The following is a 15,112-nucleotide window of genomic DNA, read 5'->3' as shown; positions in this document are numbered from 1 at the left end:
CGCCGCCCCCGCCTCCCCCCGGGTACGCGGCCGTTGTTCCCATCGATCCCGGCAGACGGCAGGGGCGGGATGGTCACCCATCCCGCCCCTGCCGCGGTGCGTTATGTGAACGGCCCTCATGGGCCGATGGAGGACGACGGTCCGACGGACGCCGCAAGCGTAATGGCGTCGTCGGCTCACCGGGCCGTGCTCGACCGGGTCGCCGCCGACCTGTTACCTGCCTGCTCGCGGCCCGGATCGGTGGTGTCGCGCGGGCAGGCTAGCCGTCGGTGATCACGCAGGTGAAGACCCCTGGCGCAAGCTTCACCGGAAACGGGCGGAGCTCCGGCCGCACGACGAACGCCGACCGGCCGAACGGCGGAACCGGGTCAGTTGACCTCGACCAGCGGCAGCGACTTCCCGGCGCCGCCGCCGGGCAGCGCGATCGACGAGAAGTGCGAGACCACCCGGTCGTCGCTCGGGTCGTCGGCGGGCGTGTGGTGCACCGCGAGCCGGTTGTAGAGCGTGTCCCGCTGGGCCGGGATCCGGTCGGCCGACCGGATCATGCCGATCAGCTCGTGCAGGTTGGACCGGTGCCGGGCGCCGGCCGAGGAGATGACGTTCTCCTCCAGCATGATCGAGCCGAGGTCGTCCACGCCCATGTGCAACGCGAGCTGCCCGACGTCCTTGCCGGTGGTCAGCCAGGACGCCTGCAGGTGCGGCACCGTCTCGAAGAACAGCCGGGCCACTGCGACCAGGCGCAGGTACTCCAGCGTGGTCGCCTGGGTGCGGCCCTTGAGGTGGTTGTTCTCCGGCTGGTACGTCCACGGGATGAAGGCCCGGAAACCGCCGGTGCGGTCCTGCACGTCGCGGATCATCCGCAGGTGCTCGATGCGCTCGGCGTTGGTCTCGCCGGTGCCCATCATCATGGTGGCGGTCGACTCCAGGCCCTGCCGGTGCGCCAGCTCCATGACCTCCAGCCAGCGGGCGCCGGACTCCTTCAGCGGCGCGATCGCCTTGCGCGGCCGGTCCGGCAGCATCTCGGCGCCGGCACCGGCGATCGAGTCCAGGCCGGCGGTCTTGATCCGGGCGATGGCCTCGTCCAGGCTCACGCCGGAGACCTTGGCCATGTGCAGGATCTCGCTCGGGCCGATCGAGTGGATGGCGAGCTGCGGGTACGCCTTCTTGACCGAGGAGAACAGCTCCTCGTAGTACTCGACGCCGTAGTCCGGGTGGTGCCCGCCCTGGAGCATGACCTGGGTGGCGCCCAGCTCGACCGCCTCGCCGCAGCGGCGCAGGATCTCCTCGGTCGGGTGGGTCCAGCCCTCCTTGTGCTTGGGGGCCCGGTAGAACGCGCAGAACTTGCACGCCGTCACGCAGACGTTCGTGTAGTTGATGTTGCGGTCGATCAGGTACGTGACGATGTTGTCCGGGTAGCGGCGCCGCCGTACCGCGTCGGCCGCCTCGCCCAGCGCGTGGAAGGGCGCGTCGGTGTAGAGCAGCAGCGCCTCCTCGGGCGTGATCCGCCCGCCGTCCGCGCCGCGTTGCAGGATGTCGTCGATCTCCCGGTTCGCCGTCACATCCCCGAGCGTACGTCGCGACCGGTGGATGCCGCCGTACCGGGCCCTCCGGTGTGAGCCGAACCCACTTCCCCGAAAATATCCTCAAGATCGAAATAAAACATCGGTGATTCGTTGACAAGATGTTGAGCATCTCGCATCATCTTGTTCGACATCCATCGACGCCATTGGGGTGGGACGTGAGCGAGACGGACACCGCTCCAGGCATCGCGGCCCGTTGCCGAGCGGACGGAGGACTAACGGAAGCGACCCTCGGCGCGTTGCGGGACGAGTTGGGTTACCGCAAGCTCGGCCGCTGGGTCCTGGCCGAGATCGCCGACACGCTCAGGGCGACCGGCCTCGGTTTCTTCCCTCCCCACCGGCTCGACGCGGCGCTCAACACCGAGCCACGGCAGTCGCAGACGGTCTGGATCTACGTCCGGGACGGCGGCCCCCGAGCACGTGTGATCGATGCGATCCTTCAGCCGGACGACTGTGACGTCCGAGCGGAGCTGGACGTCATCGGCACCAAGAACCCCGCCGGCCTGACCGCCCGGCAGAAGCTCGACCGCATCAGGGAAATCGTCAACGCCTGACCGGGTCCGAGCAGCGACAGGAGAGCCTCGTCCCATGACCGCGCACGTCTTCGTCGACGAGACCAAGGAGCGAGGGCTACTCGTCGCCGCCGTGGTCATGCACCCGGCCGACCTGAACGCTGCACGGCGGTCGATTCGTGATCTCATCCTGCCCGGCCAGCGCCGCATCCACTTCCACAAGGAGAGAGACGACCGGCGCCGTCAGATCATCGACGGGTTTCTCGCGCTCTCCGCGCACGCCGTCATCTTCGACGCGAAGGACCATCGCAACGCCCGGGTCGCTCGCGAAGCCTGCCTCGTCTCTCTGGTGGAGCACACGGCGAAGATCGGGGCTGCCCGCCTCGTCCTGGAACGCGACGACTCGACCTTCCAGGCCGATCAGCGCCTGCTCTTCGAGCAGGTCAGGAAGTGCGGGGTGGACGGGCGGCTGCGGTACGACCAGCTACGCGCCCACGAGGAGTGTCTGCTGGCCGTTCCCGACGCGTTGGCCTGGTGCTGGGCCAAAGGCGGGCGCTGGAAGGACTCCATCCGCCGCATGATCAGTGAGTCGCGGCAGGTCTGACGAGGCGCAGACAGCGCGAGACCCGGCTCACCCACCGTCCGGAAGGCTGCCGGGTCCACTTCCACGGGGCTAGTGCCCCTGGCAGTTGAAGGTTACCGCTGTCCGAACCGTTCGGACAAGAAATGGACGTGGCAGGCCGCGTCTACGCTCTCGGCGTGTCAGTCGTATCGCCCCCGCCCACCCCCGTACGCGTGGCCGGCGCCCGCTCCGCCCTCTGGTCCCTCACCATGACCGCCGTGCTCGTCGGCTTCGGCCTCGCCGTGATCGCCGTGACCACGGTGGTCGGCCACCTCACCGTGGGACTGCCGATCGCGGTGCCGATCTGCGTCGGCCTGGTCGGCTGTCTCGCCTTCGCGGTCGGCCTGCGCCTGCTGCACCGGGGCTGGTGGCTGACTCTCCTGTCGGTGGTGCCGGCCCTGTTCGTGCTGGTGGGCGCCGTGCAGCTCGCCCCGGAGTCGGTGCTCCGGGAGCGCGGTGTCGCCCAGCCGGTGACGATCGTCGACGTGCAGACGGTCGGCAAGCGGCACGAGTTCGCCCTCCAGGGCGACGCCGGCCGGCTCGACGAGCCGCTGGTCTACCGGGGCAGCTCCCCCGGCTACCGGGTCGGCCAGCGCCTGACGGTACTCGTCGACCCGCGGGGCGAGGTGGAACTGACCGACGCGCAGGACGTGGACCCGGACGGGAAGCGGGGCATGCTCGTGCTCGGCGCGGCGGGATGGACGCTGTTCGCGCTCGTCGGCGGGTGGCGCGGCCACGTCAGCCGAGCCCGTGGCCGCGCCGCCACGGCACCGCCGGTGGTGATCTGAGCGGCGGCGCCGCTACGCGTCGTAGTCGACTGTCAGCTCGTCGGTGACCGGGCTGGACTGGCAGGTCAGCACGTAACCGGCGGCCACCTCGTCGGGCTCCAGCGCGTAGTTGCGCGCCATCGTCACCTCACCTGAGGTCACCTTGGCCCGGCAGGTCGAACACACGCCGCCCTTGCACGCGTACGGCAACTCGCCGCGCACCCGCAGAGCCGCGTCGAGCACCCGCTCGTCCCGGCCCATCGTGAAACTGGACGAGCGCCCGTCCAGCAGGATCGTCACCTCGGTGCCGGCCCCGGGCCGGTCGGTCTCGCGCCGGACCGGCTCCGGCGGGGCGTCCACGTGGAACAGCTCGGTGTGCACCGCCGCGTCCGGCACGCCGCGACCCGCGAGCACCGCCTTGGCGTCCACCACCATGCCGTACGGGCCGCAGAGGAACCACTCCTCGATCTCGTCACCGGGTACGAGTGTGTCGAGCAGCCGGGTCAGCCGATCGGCGTCGATCCGCCCGGACAGCAGCGCCGACTCGCCCATCTCCCGGGACAGCACGTGCACCAGGTGCAGCCGGGTCGGGTAGCGGTCCTTCAGGTCGGCCAGCTCCTCGGCGAACATCACCGAGTTCGCCGTGCGGTTGCCGTACACGAGCGTGAACGTGCTGCGCGGCTCGGTCGCCAGCGCGGTCGCGGCCAGCCCGAGGACCGGGGTGATGCCGGAACCGGCGACCACCGCGCCGTACCGGCGGGCCCGGTCCGGGGTGAACGCGGAGGTGAAGTGGCCCAGCGGCGGCAGCACCTCGACGGTGTCGCCGCCGCGCAGCGCGCCGCAGGCGTACGCGGAGAACGCCCCACCCGGCACCTCACGCACCCCGACCCGCAACCGGCCGTGCCGGGCCAGCTCGTCGGGGGTGGAGCAGATCGAGTACGACCGCCGCACCTCCTCGCCGTCGCCGTCGGCCGGGCGGCGGACGGTGAGGTGCTGCCCGGCGGAGAACGCGAACGTCTCGCGCAGCTCCTCCGGTACCGCGAACGTGATCGACACCGAGTCGTCGGTGAGCCGGTCCACGGCGGCGACGGGCAGCGGGTGGAAGACCGGCCGGCGGCGCACCGGCCGGGTGATGGTGACAGTCACAGCGCCTTCAGGTGGTCGAAGGGTTCGGAACAGGAGCGGCAGCGCCACAGCGCCTTGCACGCGGTGGAGCCGAAGCGGCTGATCTGTGTGGTCTCCGGCGACCCGCAGCGCGGACAACGCACGGCCAGCGTCAACGGCACCACCGTGTCGTCGCCGCGCGGCGCGGGCGGGGCGATGCCGGCGGCGGCGAGCTTCGCCCGGCCGGCCTCGGAGATCCAGTCGGTGCTCCACGCCGGGTGGTACACGGTACGGACCTCGGCGTCCGGATGCCCGGCGGCGGCCAGCGCCCGCCGGATGTCCTCCCGGATCACGTCCATCGCCGGGCAGCCCGTGTAGGTGGGGGTGATGGTGACGACGACCCGGCCGGTGTCCGGCTCCTCGTCGACCGCGCGCAGGATGCCCAGCTCGTCGATGGTGATGACCCGGATCTCCGGGTCCACCACCGCCGCCGCGGCCGCCCTGGCATTCACCAGGTGGCTCCGGGGTGGGCGCGGTGCAGCACCTGCATCTCGGCGAGCAGATAGGAGAGGTGCTCGGTGTGCAGGCCGTCCCGGCCGCCGCCGGGTGCCCAGCCGACCTCCGGCCGGGTCAGCGTGGCCTCGTCCAGCACGGCGGACACGGTGGCGTCGAAGTCGGCCCGAAGGGTGGACGGGTCGACCGGCGCCGCCGGATCAGGGGCGAACAGCTCGTGGACGTACGGCCACACCTGGTCGACGGCGTCCTGCATGCGCCGGTGCGACTCCTCGGTGCCGTCGCCGAGCCGCTTCACCCACAGCGCGGCGTGGTCCAGGTGGTACGCCGACTCCTTGCGCGCCTTCGCGCCGACCGCCGCGAGTCGTTCGTCGGCGCAGCCGGCCAGCGCCGTGTAGAGCGGCGACTGGTACGCGGCCAGGAAGAACAGCTTCGCCATGGTCACGCCGAAGTCGCCGTTGGGCAGCTCGACCAGCAGGCAGTTACGGAACTCGCGGTCGTCGCGCAGATAGGCCAGGTCGTCCTCGTCGCGGCCCGCGCCCTCCAGCTCGCCCGCGTACGTGAGCAGCAGACGCGCCGCGCCGAGCTGGTCGAGGGCGATGTTGGCGAGCGCGATGTCCTCCTCCATCTCCGGCGCGCGGGAGGTCCACTCGCCGAGGCGCTGCGCCGCGATGAGCGCGTCGTCGCCGACGGCGAGCGTGAAGTCGAACAACGGCACAGCGCCGCCTTCCGTTCGCGACTGCGGGGCTCGCAAAACCGGCTCACTCCTCGCGCTCACAGGTGGGCCGCCCCTTCGGGGACCTCGTAGAAGGTGGGGTGGCGGTAGACCTTGTCGGCAGCCGGGTCGAAGAACGCGTCCTTCTCGTCCGGGCTGGACGCGGTGATCGCGCTCGCCGGCACCACCCAGATGGAGACGCCCTCCTGGCGGCGGGTGTAGAGGTCGCGGGCGTTGCGCAGGGCCAGCTCGGCGTCGGGGGCGTGCAGGCTGCCGACGTGGGTGTGCGACAGGCCACGGCGGGCCCGCACGAAGACCTCCCACAGGGGAGAGGACGCGCTGTTCATGCCGCTACCGCCTTTCGTTCCGCCCGCTTCGCGGCGTACGCCGCGGCGGCCTCCCGTACCCACGCGCCGTCGGCGTGCGCCTTGCGCCGGTGCGCCATGCGCTCCCGGTTGCACGGCCCGTTGCCCTTGATCACCCGCATCAGCTCGTCGTAGTCGGGCTGGGTGTAGTCGTACGCCTGCCGTTCGTCGTTCCAGCGCAGGTCCGGGTCGGGGAGGGCGAGGCCGAGCACCTCCGCCTGGCCGACGCACATGTCGACGAAGCGCTGGCGCAGCTCGTCGTTGGAGAAGCGCTTGATCTTCCAGGCCATGGACTGGGCGCTGTGCGTCGAGTCGCCGTCCGGCGGGCCGAACATGGCCAGTGACGGGTACCACCAGCGGTCCACCGCGTCCTGCGCCATCGCCTTCTGCGCCGGGGTGCCGTGCGCCAGCGTGTGCAGGATCTCGTAGCCCTGCCGCTGGTGGAATGACTCCTCCTTGCAGACCCGGATCATCGCCCGCGCGTACGGACCGTACGAGCAGCGGCACAGCGGCACCTGGTTGACGATCGCCGCGCCGTCCACGAGCCAGCCGATCGCGCCCACGTCGGCCCAGGTCAGGGTCGGGTAGTTGAAGATCGAGCTGTACTTCTGCCGTCCGTCGAGCAGCAGGTCCACCAGCTCGTCGCGGCTGATGCCGAGCGTCTCGGCTGCCGCGTAGAGGTAGAGGCCGTGACCGGCCTCGTCCTGCACCTTGGCGAGCAGGATCGCCTTGCGCTTGAGCGAGGGCGCCCGGCTGATCCAGTTGCCCTCCGGCTGCATGCCGATGATCTCGGAGTGGGCGTGCTGGGCGATCTGCCGGATCAGCGTCCGGCGGTACGCGTCGGGCATCCAGTCGCGGGGCTCGATCTTCTGGTCCGCGTTGATGACGTCGGCGAAGTACGCCTCGACGTCCTCGTCCGGGGCCGCGCCGCCACGCCGGGCCCGCGCCGCCGCCTCGCGCAGCGCGGCCTCCGCCGCCTCCACCTCGCCGAGCAGGCCGCCGCCCGGAGCGTCCTCCGGCGGGGCGAAGTCGTTGCCATACATGCAGCCAGTGTTACAGCTCGCCACGAATGACACCAGAGGGTGTAACAGGTTTCGGGTACCACCTCGCGTCACCGGCCATGCGCGCGCCGCCATCGGCCCTGGTGGCTGTGATGTCGATCACTTCGAATAGAAGAAATCCCCCAATGATGGCAAAGCACCTCAATATCCCGCCCACCCGACAAAGTCACGGGTGTCGAGACCTGGCATCAGAGCTGTCCGGAAGTAGACTTCCGACCGGCAAACCGTTCGGCTTCATGATCGTCACCGTTCAGGCCACCGTCCCCCGGCCTAGTGGCGACCGAGTCGAACCCATGCGGAAGCGCCGGTCCCCCCGGCCAGACATCTGGAGCTCACCACTCATGCGACCTCGCGTGACCTTGGTGCTCGCCATCGTGGCGGTCCTCATCGGCGGCGTCATGCTGGTGCCGGCCGCGTACGCGAAGTTCTCCGACGGAGACGGCGTGGGCGGCATCGGCGGCGGCGAGCAGGTCCCGGCGCCGGCGCCGACCGCGCCGGCGGCCCCGACGCTCGCCGACGCCCCGGTGTCGGTGAACTTCAAGGGCGAGTTCTTCTCCTGGGCCCTGATGGACCGCGAGACCGGCACGGTCACCGGCGCGGAGAACATGAACCAGACCAGCTCCACCGAGTCGATGCTCAAGGCCTGGATCGTCGCGGACTACCTTCGCCAGCTCGGCGACAAGCAGCCGAGTGCCGGTCTGAAGAAGGCGGCGATCCTCGCGATCCGGGACAGCGACGACGACGGCGCGAACGCGGTCTACCGGGCGGCGGGCGGCTCCTACCGGCCCCAGCCCGGCGGCAAGCCGGACCCGGTCATCGCGCGCGCGATCCAGATCTGCGGTCTGACCGACACCAAGCCCGGCGACGTGCCCGACTACAAGGGCTGGTGGAGCTTCACCGAGATGTCCCCGCGGGACGCGGCCCGCCTCGGCGACTGCATCGCCGACGGCCGCGCCGCCGGGCCCAAGTGGACCAAGTGGCTGCTCAGCGAGATGACCAAGGTGGCCGGCAGCGTCAACAAGCAGGGCGCGCGGTCCGGCGGCGGCCGGTGGGGCATCATCGACGGCCTGCCGGCGACGATCAAGTCGCAGGGTCCGGTGCACATGAAGAACGGCTGGACCCAGCTCGCCTACGACGGCAACTGGCACGTCAGCTGCCTGGCGTTCACCGACAAGTGGAGTCTCGCCGTGATGATGCGGTACCCGGGCCGCTCCGGTCTGCCGTACGGTGCGAAGATGTGCGCCGCCGTCGCCACCCAGCTCGTGACGCCGCTGCCCGGCGCCGCGCTCAAGGTGCCGCAACAGCCGGTCGGGAAGCTCTGATGGCCGGTGCCCGGCGTCGGCCCGGCAGCTATCGGCGCCCGCTCGCGTTCAGCGCCCTCGCTGCGGTCCTCGTCGGCCTGCTCGGCCTCTCCCTGCGCGTGATCCCCGGCTCGCCGCTGGAGGCCACCGCGAACTCGCATCCCGGGCCGACGAGCGAGCGGTCGGCGCAGCAGACTGTCGACCGCAACGCGAAACCGCGGGTCGCCCCCTCACGGTCCCTCGAACCTCTGCCGTTTGAGGCGAAGAACCTGGACAGCCTCAAGATCAAGGGCTGGTACGGCTGGTCCGTGCTGGACAAGCGCACCGGGAAGATCATCGGCTCGTCGAACATGGGCGAGACGAGCACCACCGCGTCCCTGATCAAGTCCTGGGTGGTGGCCGACTACCTGCGCCTGAGCGCCGAGGACGGCAAGACGCCGAGCGACGCGAAGCTGGCCGACGCCACGAAGATCATCCGGGACAGCGACAACACCAGGGCGCAGGAGTTCTACGAGAACGTCGGCGGCTCGGACTCGATCGAGCGGCTGATCTCGATCTGCAAGCTGACCGACAGCGAGGTCGCCTCCGACGGCGGCTGGAGCCGTACCGAGCTGTCCCCCCGGGACACCGCCCGCCTCGGTCAGTGCATCGACGACGGCCGCGCGGCCGGGCCGAAGTGGACCAAGTGGCTGCTCAACGAGATGCGCCTGGTACGCGCTCCCGGCGACTTCGGCATCCGCAAGGCGTTCCCGGCGGCCCAGCAGAAGAAGATCGCCATCAAGAACGGGTGGATCGACCGGGACAAGGAAGAGGAGTACCACGTCAACTGCCTGGCCATCGGTGACACCTGGACGATGGGCGTGATGCTGCGCACCCCGTTCGGCGTCGAGGGCGGCTGGGAGTACGGCATGGACGCCTGCGAACGGATCACCAAGGCGCTGCTGCGCCCGGCACCCTGAGCCGCCGGGCACCCTGAGCCGCGCGGCGCGCGGTCAGCCCTGGAAGAACTCCGGGCCGTCGGCCGGCAGCGCCGGCACCTCCCCGTACGCGGCCGCCCGGCGGGCGAACTCGCGCAGCCCGGCCACCTGCCGCTCGCCCAGCGAGAAGTCGAGCGCCCGGAAGTACGTGGCGAGCGTGGCCGCGTCGAACGTCTCCCAGCGGGCCGCCGCCTCCGCCACCTGGTCCAGCTCGGCCAGGCACAGGTCGCGCGAGCGCAGGAACGCCTCGTGCACCTCCTTGACCAGGCCCGGGTGGGCGGCGGCGAACTCGCGGCGTACCGCCCAGACGGCGAACACCATCGGCAGCCCGGTCCAGTCGTGCCACGCCTGCCCCAGGTCGGTCACTTCGAGGCCCTTGGCCGGCGCCTCGTAGAGCGCGCGCAGCGCCACGTCACCGATGAGCACCCCGGCGTCGGCCTCCAGCAGCATCTGGGTCAGGTCCGGCGGGCAGCGGAAGTACTCCGGCCGCACCCCGTGCCGCTCGGCGAGCAGCAGCTGGGCCAGCAGCACCCCGGTACGCGAGGTGGAACCGAGCGCCACCCGGGCGCCGTCCAGCTCGCCCAGCGGGCGGGTGGACACCACGTTCACCGAGAGCACCGGCCCGTCGCTGCCCACCGCCAGGTCGGGCAGGAGCAGCAGTTCGTCGGCGTGCTTGAGGAACTCCACCAGCGTGATCGGCCCGATGTCCAGGTCACCGGCTACCAGGTCGGCGCTCAGCCGGTCCGGCGAGTCCTTGTGCAGGTCGACGTCGATGAGCGCGCCGGACCGCATCAGCCCCCAGTAGATGGGCAGGCAGTTGAGGAACTGGATGTGCCCCACGCGGGGGCGGGCGATGCGGTCGGCCATGACCCGACCGTATCGCCGTGGCTCCGGCCTTGCCGCCGGGGGATCCGATCGAGTGGTGAAGTCCGCACCTAACCGCCTGGCACGGCGACGGCGGCGGGCGTGGCCGCGCGGGCGACGGCGGCCCGCTCGGCGCGTACCGCCAGGCGCACCGGCCAGGCCAGCGCCACGACCACGAGCAGGCCGGCCACGCCGCAGCCGGCGACGAGCCCGCGCGGGCCGGCCACCTCCAGCAGCAGGCCGCCCACCAGGTAGCCGCCCATCGCGGCGCCCTGAACGGCCGCCCCGAAGACCGCGAACGCCCGGCCCCGGGCGGCCTCCGGCACCCGTCGTGCCAGCAGCAACTGGTCGAAGACGTTGTTGCCTCCGTTGGCCACGCCGCCCAGCAGCCAGATCGGCACGAGCAGCCAGGCCGACGGCACCGCCGCCGAGACCAGCACCGCCAGGCAGCAGCCACCGAGCAGCACCAGCCCGGCGCCGAGCAGCGCGCCGTCGTCGGCGAGCCGGCGGGCGACCCGGGCGAACAGCCACGCGCCGAGCACGATGCCGAGCGTCCAGGAGCCGGTGACCAGGCCGTACACGGTGGTGCTGCTGCCGAGCGTCTCCCGGATGAAGAAGACCTCGATCACGTTCACCGCGCCGACCGCGCCGACCACCGCGGCCACGCTGGCGACCATCATCGTCAGCAGCGGGTCGCGGCGCAGCCGCCACGGTGGCGCGACCGCCGCCGCGACGCCGGCCGGCGTCCGGCGCCCTCCCCTGCGGGTACGGATGAGCAGCCCGGCCGCCACCAGCGCGAGGTAACTGAACGCGTCGACGAGCAGCGGCACCCGGGTGCCGAACTGCCCGACCAGGAGCCCGGCCAGCGCCGGGCCGGCGAGCGCGCCGAGCGTCCCGGCGGTCTGGTTGAGCGCGCCCGCCCGGGGCAGGTCCTCGGGCCGGACCATCACCGGCACCAGCGCGGCGATGGCCGGCTGGGTGACCGCGAGCCCGGCCGCGAGCAGCGCCACGAGCGCGATCACCAGGACCGGGTCCCGGGCGTACGCGAGCGCCAGGCAGACCGCGGCCTGGACGAGACCGGCGGCGACGAGCAGCACCCGGCTGTCCACCCGGTCGGCGAGCCGGCCGGTCAGCGGCGCGAGCACCACGAGCGGGAGCGTCGCGGCGAGCAGCAGCCCGGAGACGGCGAGTCCGCCGGCGCCGGCGGACTGGAGCGCGAGCGTGAGCGTGGCGGCGGCGAGGAAGTCTCCGCAGCTGGAGATGCCGCGCGCGGTGGCCGCGAGCCAGACGTCCGGCCAGCGCGACTCACCAGTTGTGAAAGACATACTTCGAAAGTAATCCTTCACAAATGGTGTGCGCAACCCGTCAGTCGAGAGGCATCGCCCGGTACTGCGTCGCCACCGGCCGGGCCCCGGCGGGCGGATCGGTCCGGGTCCGCCGCCGGTACGGCTCCATCAGCGCCTGGACCGCCTGGTTCAGCTCGGTCAGCTCCTCGGCGGTCATGAGCAGCACGCTGTCGCTGAACCAGGTCGCCGCGTACCACTCCGGCGACTCGTCCGGCGCGCGGCGCAACCACTCCCGGACCCGCTGGGCGTCACGAACCATGTGCGCCTCGACCAGGGCCGCCTCGGCGGCACGCGCCTCCGGGTCGGCGTCCGGCCCCACCTCGACGTGATACGACGGGTTCACCGCCTGCCACACCCGCTCCCGGGCGTCACCCCGGCCCGGCGCCTGCCGGACCAGCCCGAACTTCGCCAACTCGCGCAGGTGGTAGCTGGTAGCGCTCGGCGACAGCCCGGCGATCTCGGCGCACTCGGTGGCCGTCGCACCGCCCTCCAGCGTGCCGAGATGTTCCATGATCGCCATGCGGGCCGGGTGAGCGAGCGCCCGCATCACCTGCGGATCACTGATCGTCACCCGGCTCCTGCCGGGAAGCGCCTCGGTCATACCTCAATGATCCCGCGTCCGCGGACGCCGGGATCCAGCGGTGGAACCCATCGGATCAGGCGACCTTGAGCTGCTCGTCACCGAAGTCGGCGATCAGTTTGAGGGTGCCACCGAGCGCGCCGATGTAGCGCGCGAGCACCTCCTGGGTCGCGACGTTGCCCGCCTCGATCTGTGAGACCCGGGCGACCGAGACACCCATCCTCGACGCCACCTGCTCCTGGGTCATCTCCCGCCGCTTGCGCAGCTCGGCGAGCCGCCACCCGCGAGCATGATCGAGCATCTCCCCGACCTCGGCCTCGAACGCGCGCGGTCCGCCGGCCGTGTCGATCGCGCGGTCCAGGTGCGTGGTGTCCCGCCAGCGCTTGACGCCGCTCATCGGCTCTCCTCCTGCAGCACCGCCGAACGCCAAGGATCGAAGACGAACAGAATCCTGATCTCGGTGCGCCCCGCTGACGGGGGCCGCAGCTCCTCCACCTGCCCGGTCATGGATCTCCCAATCCATCCCCACCTCCGGACTTAATAATATTCTTAAGACGGAGGTGGGTCGAGCGAATCGCCTGCCACCACGAAATTCGTTGGCGCGACCTGCGGTGCTCCCGTAGCGTGGAGGACCGCCCGACGGCCGCGGTGAGCATGCACCGCAGCGGACGTCCCCGCGCCGGGAGCAGGCCAACCGCCCTGGACACGCGAGCGAGCCTCAGTTGAGCCATCGGAGTTCATCGTGCCCGCAACCGATCTTGACGCCACACCCGGCCTCGACGCCGAGCTGGCCGCCGAGCGCGCCCACCTCTACGCCTCCCGCGCCGCGCTGACCCGGATGCGGGAACGCGCCCAGGCGCTCTTCGCCACCGGCGACAAGGTGGCCGGTGACTCGTACACCGCCGAGCAGCTCGGCCGGCACATGGCCCGGCGGGTCAAGGAGCTGGCCGACGACCCGACCACCCCGCTGTTCTTCGGCCGCCTCGACTTCGGGGAGGCGGACCCGGACCACGCCGGGCGGGAGTACCACGTCGGGCGGCGGCACGTCACCGACGAGCTGGGCGAACCGCTGGTGCTGGACTGGCGCGCCCCGGTCTCGCGGTCGTTCTACCGGGCCAGCGCGCGCGACCCGCAGGGTGTCGCCGTACGCCGCCGGTTCGGGTTCAGCGCCGGGACGCTGACCAGCTTCGAGGACGAGCACCTCGACCGGGGCGAGGAACTCGGCGCCGCGAGCCGCATCCTCACCGCCGAGATCGAGCGCCCCCGCGTCGGCCCGATGCGCGACATCGTCGCCACCATCCAGCCGGAGCAGGACGAGCTGGTCCGGGCCGACCTGGCCGACTCGATCTGCGTGCAGGGCGCGCCGGGCACCGGAAAGACGGCGGTCGGGCTGCACCGCGCCGCGTACCTGCTCTATCTGCACCGGGAACGGCTGCGCCGCTCGGGCGTGCTGATCGTCGGGCCGAACCGGGCGTTCCTGTCGTACATCGCGGCGGTGCTGCCCGCGCTCGGCGAGGTCGAGGTCGAGCAGGCCACTGTGGAGGACCTGGTCGCGCGCGTGCCGGTCCGCGCGGTCGACGACCCGGCCGCCGCCGCGCTCAAGCACGACGTCCGGATGGCCGAGGTGCTGCGCCGGGCCGTCGACGCCCACATCGGTACGCCGACCGAGCCGATCATGGTGTCGGACGGCTCGTACCGGTGGCGGATCGGGCTCGACCCGCTGCACCGGCTGGTCACCGAGACCCGCCAGGAGGGGCTGCCCTACGCGACCGGCCGGGAGCGGGTCCGGGCACGGGTGGTGGGACTGCTGCAACGCCAGGCCGAGGCCCGCCGGGCGGAGTCGCCGAGCGACGCCTGGCTGCGCCGGATGAGCCGGATCAAGCCGGTCACCGACCTGCTCGACGCGGTCTGGCCGGCGCTCACGCCCGACGGGCTGCTGCACCGGCTGCGTACCGACGCGGACGCGCTGGCCGCCGCCGCGGACGGCCTGCTCACGCCCGAGGAACAGGAGTTGTTCCGGTCCGGCACTGTCGCCCGCACCGCGAAGGCGACCCGGTGGACCGCCGCCGACGCGGTGCTCATCGACGAGGTGGCCGGGCTGCTGGAACGGCCCGCCGGCTTCGGGCACGTGGTGGTCGACGAGGCGCAGGACCTCTCCCCGATGCAGTGCCGCGCCATCGCCCGGCGCAGCGAGCACGGCTCGATCACGCTGCTCGGCGACCTGGCGCAGGGCACCGCGCCGTGGGCGGCGACCGACTGGCGGGAATCCCTGGCCCACCTGGGCAAGCCGGACGCCGCCGTGGTGCCGCTGAGTGTGGGCTTCCGGGTTCCGGCCGCGGTGGTGGCGTTCGCGAACCGGCTGCTGCCGGCGCTCGCCGTCGACGTACCCCCGGCCCGGTCGCTGCGCAACGACGGCGCGCTGGACGTGCGTACCGCCGACGACCTGACGGCCGCGACGGTGGCCGAGGTGCGGGCGGCGCTCGCGCACGACGGCTCGGTCGGTGTGATCGCCGCCGACGACGCGGTCGACCGGCTCCGCGCGGCGCTCGCCGACGCGGGCGTCGAGACCGCGACCGCCGACGACGTCGAGGCCGCGGCGCGCGTCACAGTGGTCCCGGCGACGCTGGTCAAGGGCCTGGAGTACGACCACGTGGTGGTCGTCGAGCCGGCCGCGATCGTGGCCGCCGAGCCGCGCGGGCTGCACCGCCTCTACGTGGTGCTGACCCGGGCGGTCTCCCGCCTGGCCGTGCTGCACAGCGAGCCGCTGCCGGAGCCGCTGACGGCCTGACCCGGGCGGACCGGCGG

Annotated in this window: 16 protein-coding genes; 6 read left to right on the top strand and 10 right to left on the bottom strand. The window is 71.9% G+C overall.

What is annotated here, in order from left to right:
- Nucleotides 1-368: 368 nt before the first annotated feature.
- The gene (gene mqnC / locus ACN27D_RS16505) at nt 369-1,559 is read right to left on the bottom strand and encodes a cyclic dehypoxanthinyl futalosine synthase (RefSeq protein ID WP_013283595.1); all 1,191 of its coding nucleotides are present in this window, start codon (nt 1,557-1,559) and stop codon (nt 369-371) included.
- 122 nt (nt 1,560-1,681) lie between these two features.
- Between mqnC and ACN27D_RS16500 the strand changes: the two genes are divergently transcribed.
- From ACN27D_RS16500 to ACN27D_RS16490, 3 genes are all read left to right on the top strand, one after another.
- Nucleotides 1,682-2,134, top strand: a complete 453-nt coding sequence (locus ACN27D_RS16500; protein ID WP_421499427.1) for a hypothetical protein — start codon at nt 1,682-1,684, stop codon at nt 2,132-2,134.
- A gap of 34 nt (nt 2,135-2,168) precedes the next feature.
- Nucleotides 2,169-2,696, top strand: coding sequence for a hypothetical protein (locus tag ACN27D_RS16495; RefSeq protein ID WP_120572084.1), 528 nt, complete (start codon nt 2,169-2,171; stop codon nt 2,694-2,696).
- Nucleotides 2,697-2,851: 155 nt separating this feature from the next.
- Nucleotides 2,852-3,502, top strand: coding sequence for a hypothetical protein (locus ACN27D_RS16490; protein ID WP_244933139.1), 651 nt, complete (start codon nt 2,852-2,854; stop codon nt 3,500-3,502).
- Nucleotides 3,503-3,514: 12 nt separating this feature from the next.
- Here ACN27D_RS16490 and paaE read toward each other — a convergent pair whose 3' ends face one another.
- From paaE to paaA, 5 genes are read right to left on the bottom strand one after another with little or no spacing between them, the layout of a single operon-like run.
- On the bottom strand, nt 3,515-4,627 hold the full coding sequence (gene paaE, locus ACN27D_RS16485; protein ID WP_252454315.1) for a 1,2-phenylacetyl-CoA epoxidase subunit PaaE: 1,113 nt from the start codon (nt 4,625-4,627) through the stop codon (nt 3,515-3,517).
- The gene (paaD, locus tag ACN27D_RS16480; protein WP_120572087.1) at nt 4,624-5,100 is read right to left on the bottom strand and encodes a 1,2-phenylacetyl-CoA epoxidase subunit PaaD; all 477 of its coding nucleotides are present in this window, start codon (nt 5,098-5,100) and stop codon (nt 4,624-4,626) included. The genes paaE and paaD overlap by 4 nt, the downstream gene beginning before the upstream one ends.
- Nucleotides 5,094-5,852: a 1,2-phenylacetyl-CoA epoxidase subunit PaaC gene (paaC, locus tag ACN27D_RS16475; protein WP_421499426.1), complete on the bottom strand. Its 759-nt coding sequence runs from the start codon at nt 5,850-5,852 to the stop codon at nt 5,094-5,096. Before paaC ends, paaD begins: the two co-directional genes overlap by 7 nt.
- A gap of 20 nt (nt 5,853-5,872) precedes the next feature.
- Complete coding sequence (gene paaB / locus ACN27D_RS16470) at nt 5,873-6,160, bottom strand: 1,2-phenylacetyl-CoA epoxidase subunit PaaB (protein WP_013283588.1); 288 nt, start codon at nt 6,158-6,160, stop codon at nt 5,873-5,875.
- Entirely contained in the window at nt 6,157-7,221 is a 1,065-nt protein-coding gene (gene paaA, locus ACN27D_RS16465) for a 1,2-phenylacetyl-CoA epoxidase subunit PaaA (RefSeq protein ID WP_421499425.1), read from the bottom strand. Before paaA ends, paaB begins: the two co-directional genes overlap by 4 nt.
- 359 nt (nt 7,222-7,580) lie before the next feature.
- Between paaA and ACN27D_RS16460 the strand changes: the two genes are divergently transcribed.
- Complete coding sequence (locus ACN27D_RS16460) at nt 7,581-8,561, top strand: hypothetical protein (protein ID WP_120572090.1); 981 nt, start codon at nt 7,581-7,583, stop codon at nt 8,559-8,561.
- A complete protein-coding gene (locus ACN27D_RS16455) occupies nt 8,561-9,499 on the top strand; it encodes a hypothetical protein (RefSeq protein ID WP_421499424.1) in 939 nt (312 codons plus the stop codon). The genes ACN27D_RS16460 and ACN27D_RS16455 overlap by 1 nt, the downstream gene beginning before the upstream one ends.
- 33 nt (nt 9,500-9,532) lie before the next feature.
- Here ACN27D_RS16455 and ACN27D_RS16450 read toward each other — a convergent pair whose 3' ends face one another.
- The 4 genes from ACN27D_RS16450 to ACN27D_RS16435 form a co-directional block, all read right to left on the bottom strand.
- Nucleotides 9,533-10,384: a menaquinone biosynthetic enzyme MqnA/MqnD family protein gene (locus ACN27D_RS16450; RefSeq protein ID WP_120572092.1), complete on the bottom strand. Its 852-nt coding sequence runs from the start codon at nt 10,382-10,384 to the stop codon at nt 9,533-9,535.
- A 68-nt stretch (nt 10,385-10,452) separates the two neighbouring features.
- Nucleotides 10,453-11,706, bottom strand: coding sequence for an MFS transporter (locus ACN27D_RS16445; RefSeq protein ID WP_421499423.1), 1,254 nt, complete (start codon nt 11,704-11,706; stop codon nt 10,453-10,455).
- Between the two features lie 40 nt (nt 11,707-11,746).
- Entirely contained in the window at nt 11,747-12,328 is a 582-nt protein-coding gene (locus ACN27D_RS16440; protein WP_120572094.1) for an ArsR/SmtB family transcription factor, read from the bottom strand.
- A 55-nt stretch (nt 12,329-12,383) separates the two neighbouring features.
- Nucleotides 12,384-12,704 carry a helix-turn-helix domain-containing protein gene (locus tag ACN27D_RS16435; protein WP_120572095.1) on the bottom strand — a complete coding sequence of 107 codons (321 nt, stop codon included), beginning with the start codon at nt 12,702-12,704 and terminating at the stop codon, nt 12,384-12,386.
- 345 nt (nt 12,705-13,049) lie between these two features.
- Between ACN27D_RS16435 and ACN27D_RS16430 the strand changes: the two genes are divergently transcribed.
- Entirely contained in the window at nt 13,050-15,095 is a 2,046-nt protein-coding gene (locus ACN27D_RS16430) for a HelD family protein (RefSeq protein WP_421499422.1), read from the top strand.
- Nucleotides 15,096-15,112: the final 17 nt, after the last annotated feature.

The organism is Micromonospora sp. WMMD1274 (genome assembly GCF_049179035.1).
Classification (GTDB): domain Bacteria; phylum Actinomycetota; class Actinomycetes; order Mycobacteriales; family Micromonosporaceae; genus Micromonospora; species Micromonospora tulbaghiae.
This window is presented reverse-complemented; position numbering and strand designations above follow the sequence as displayed.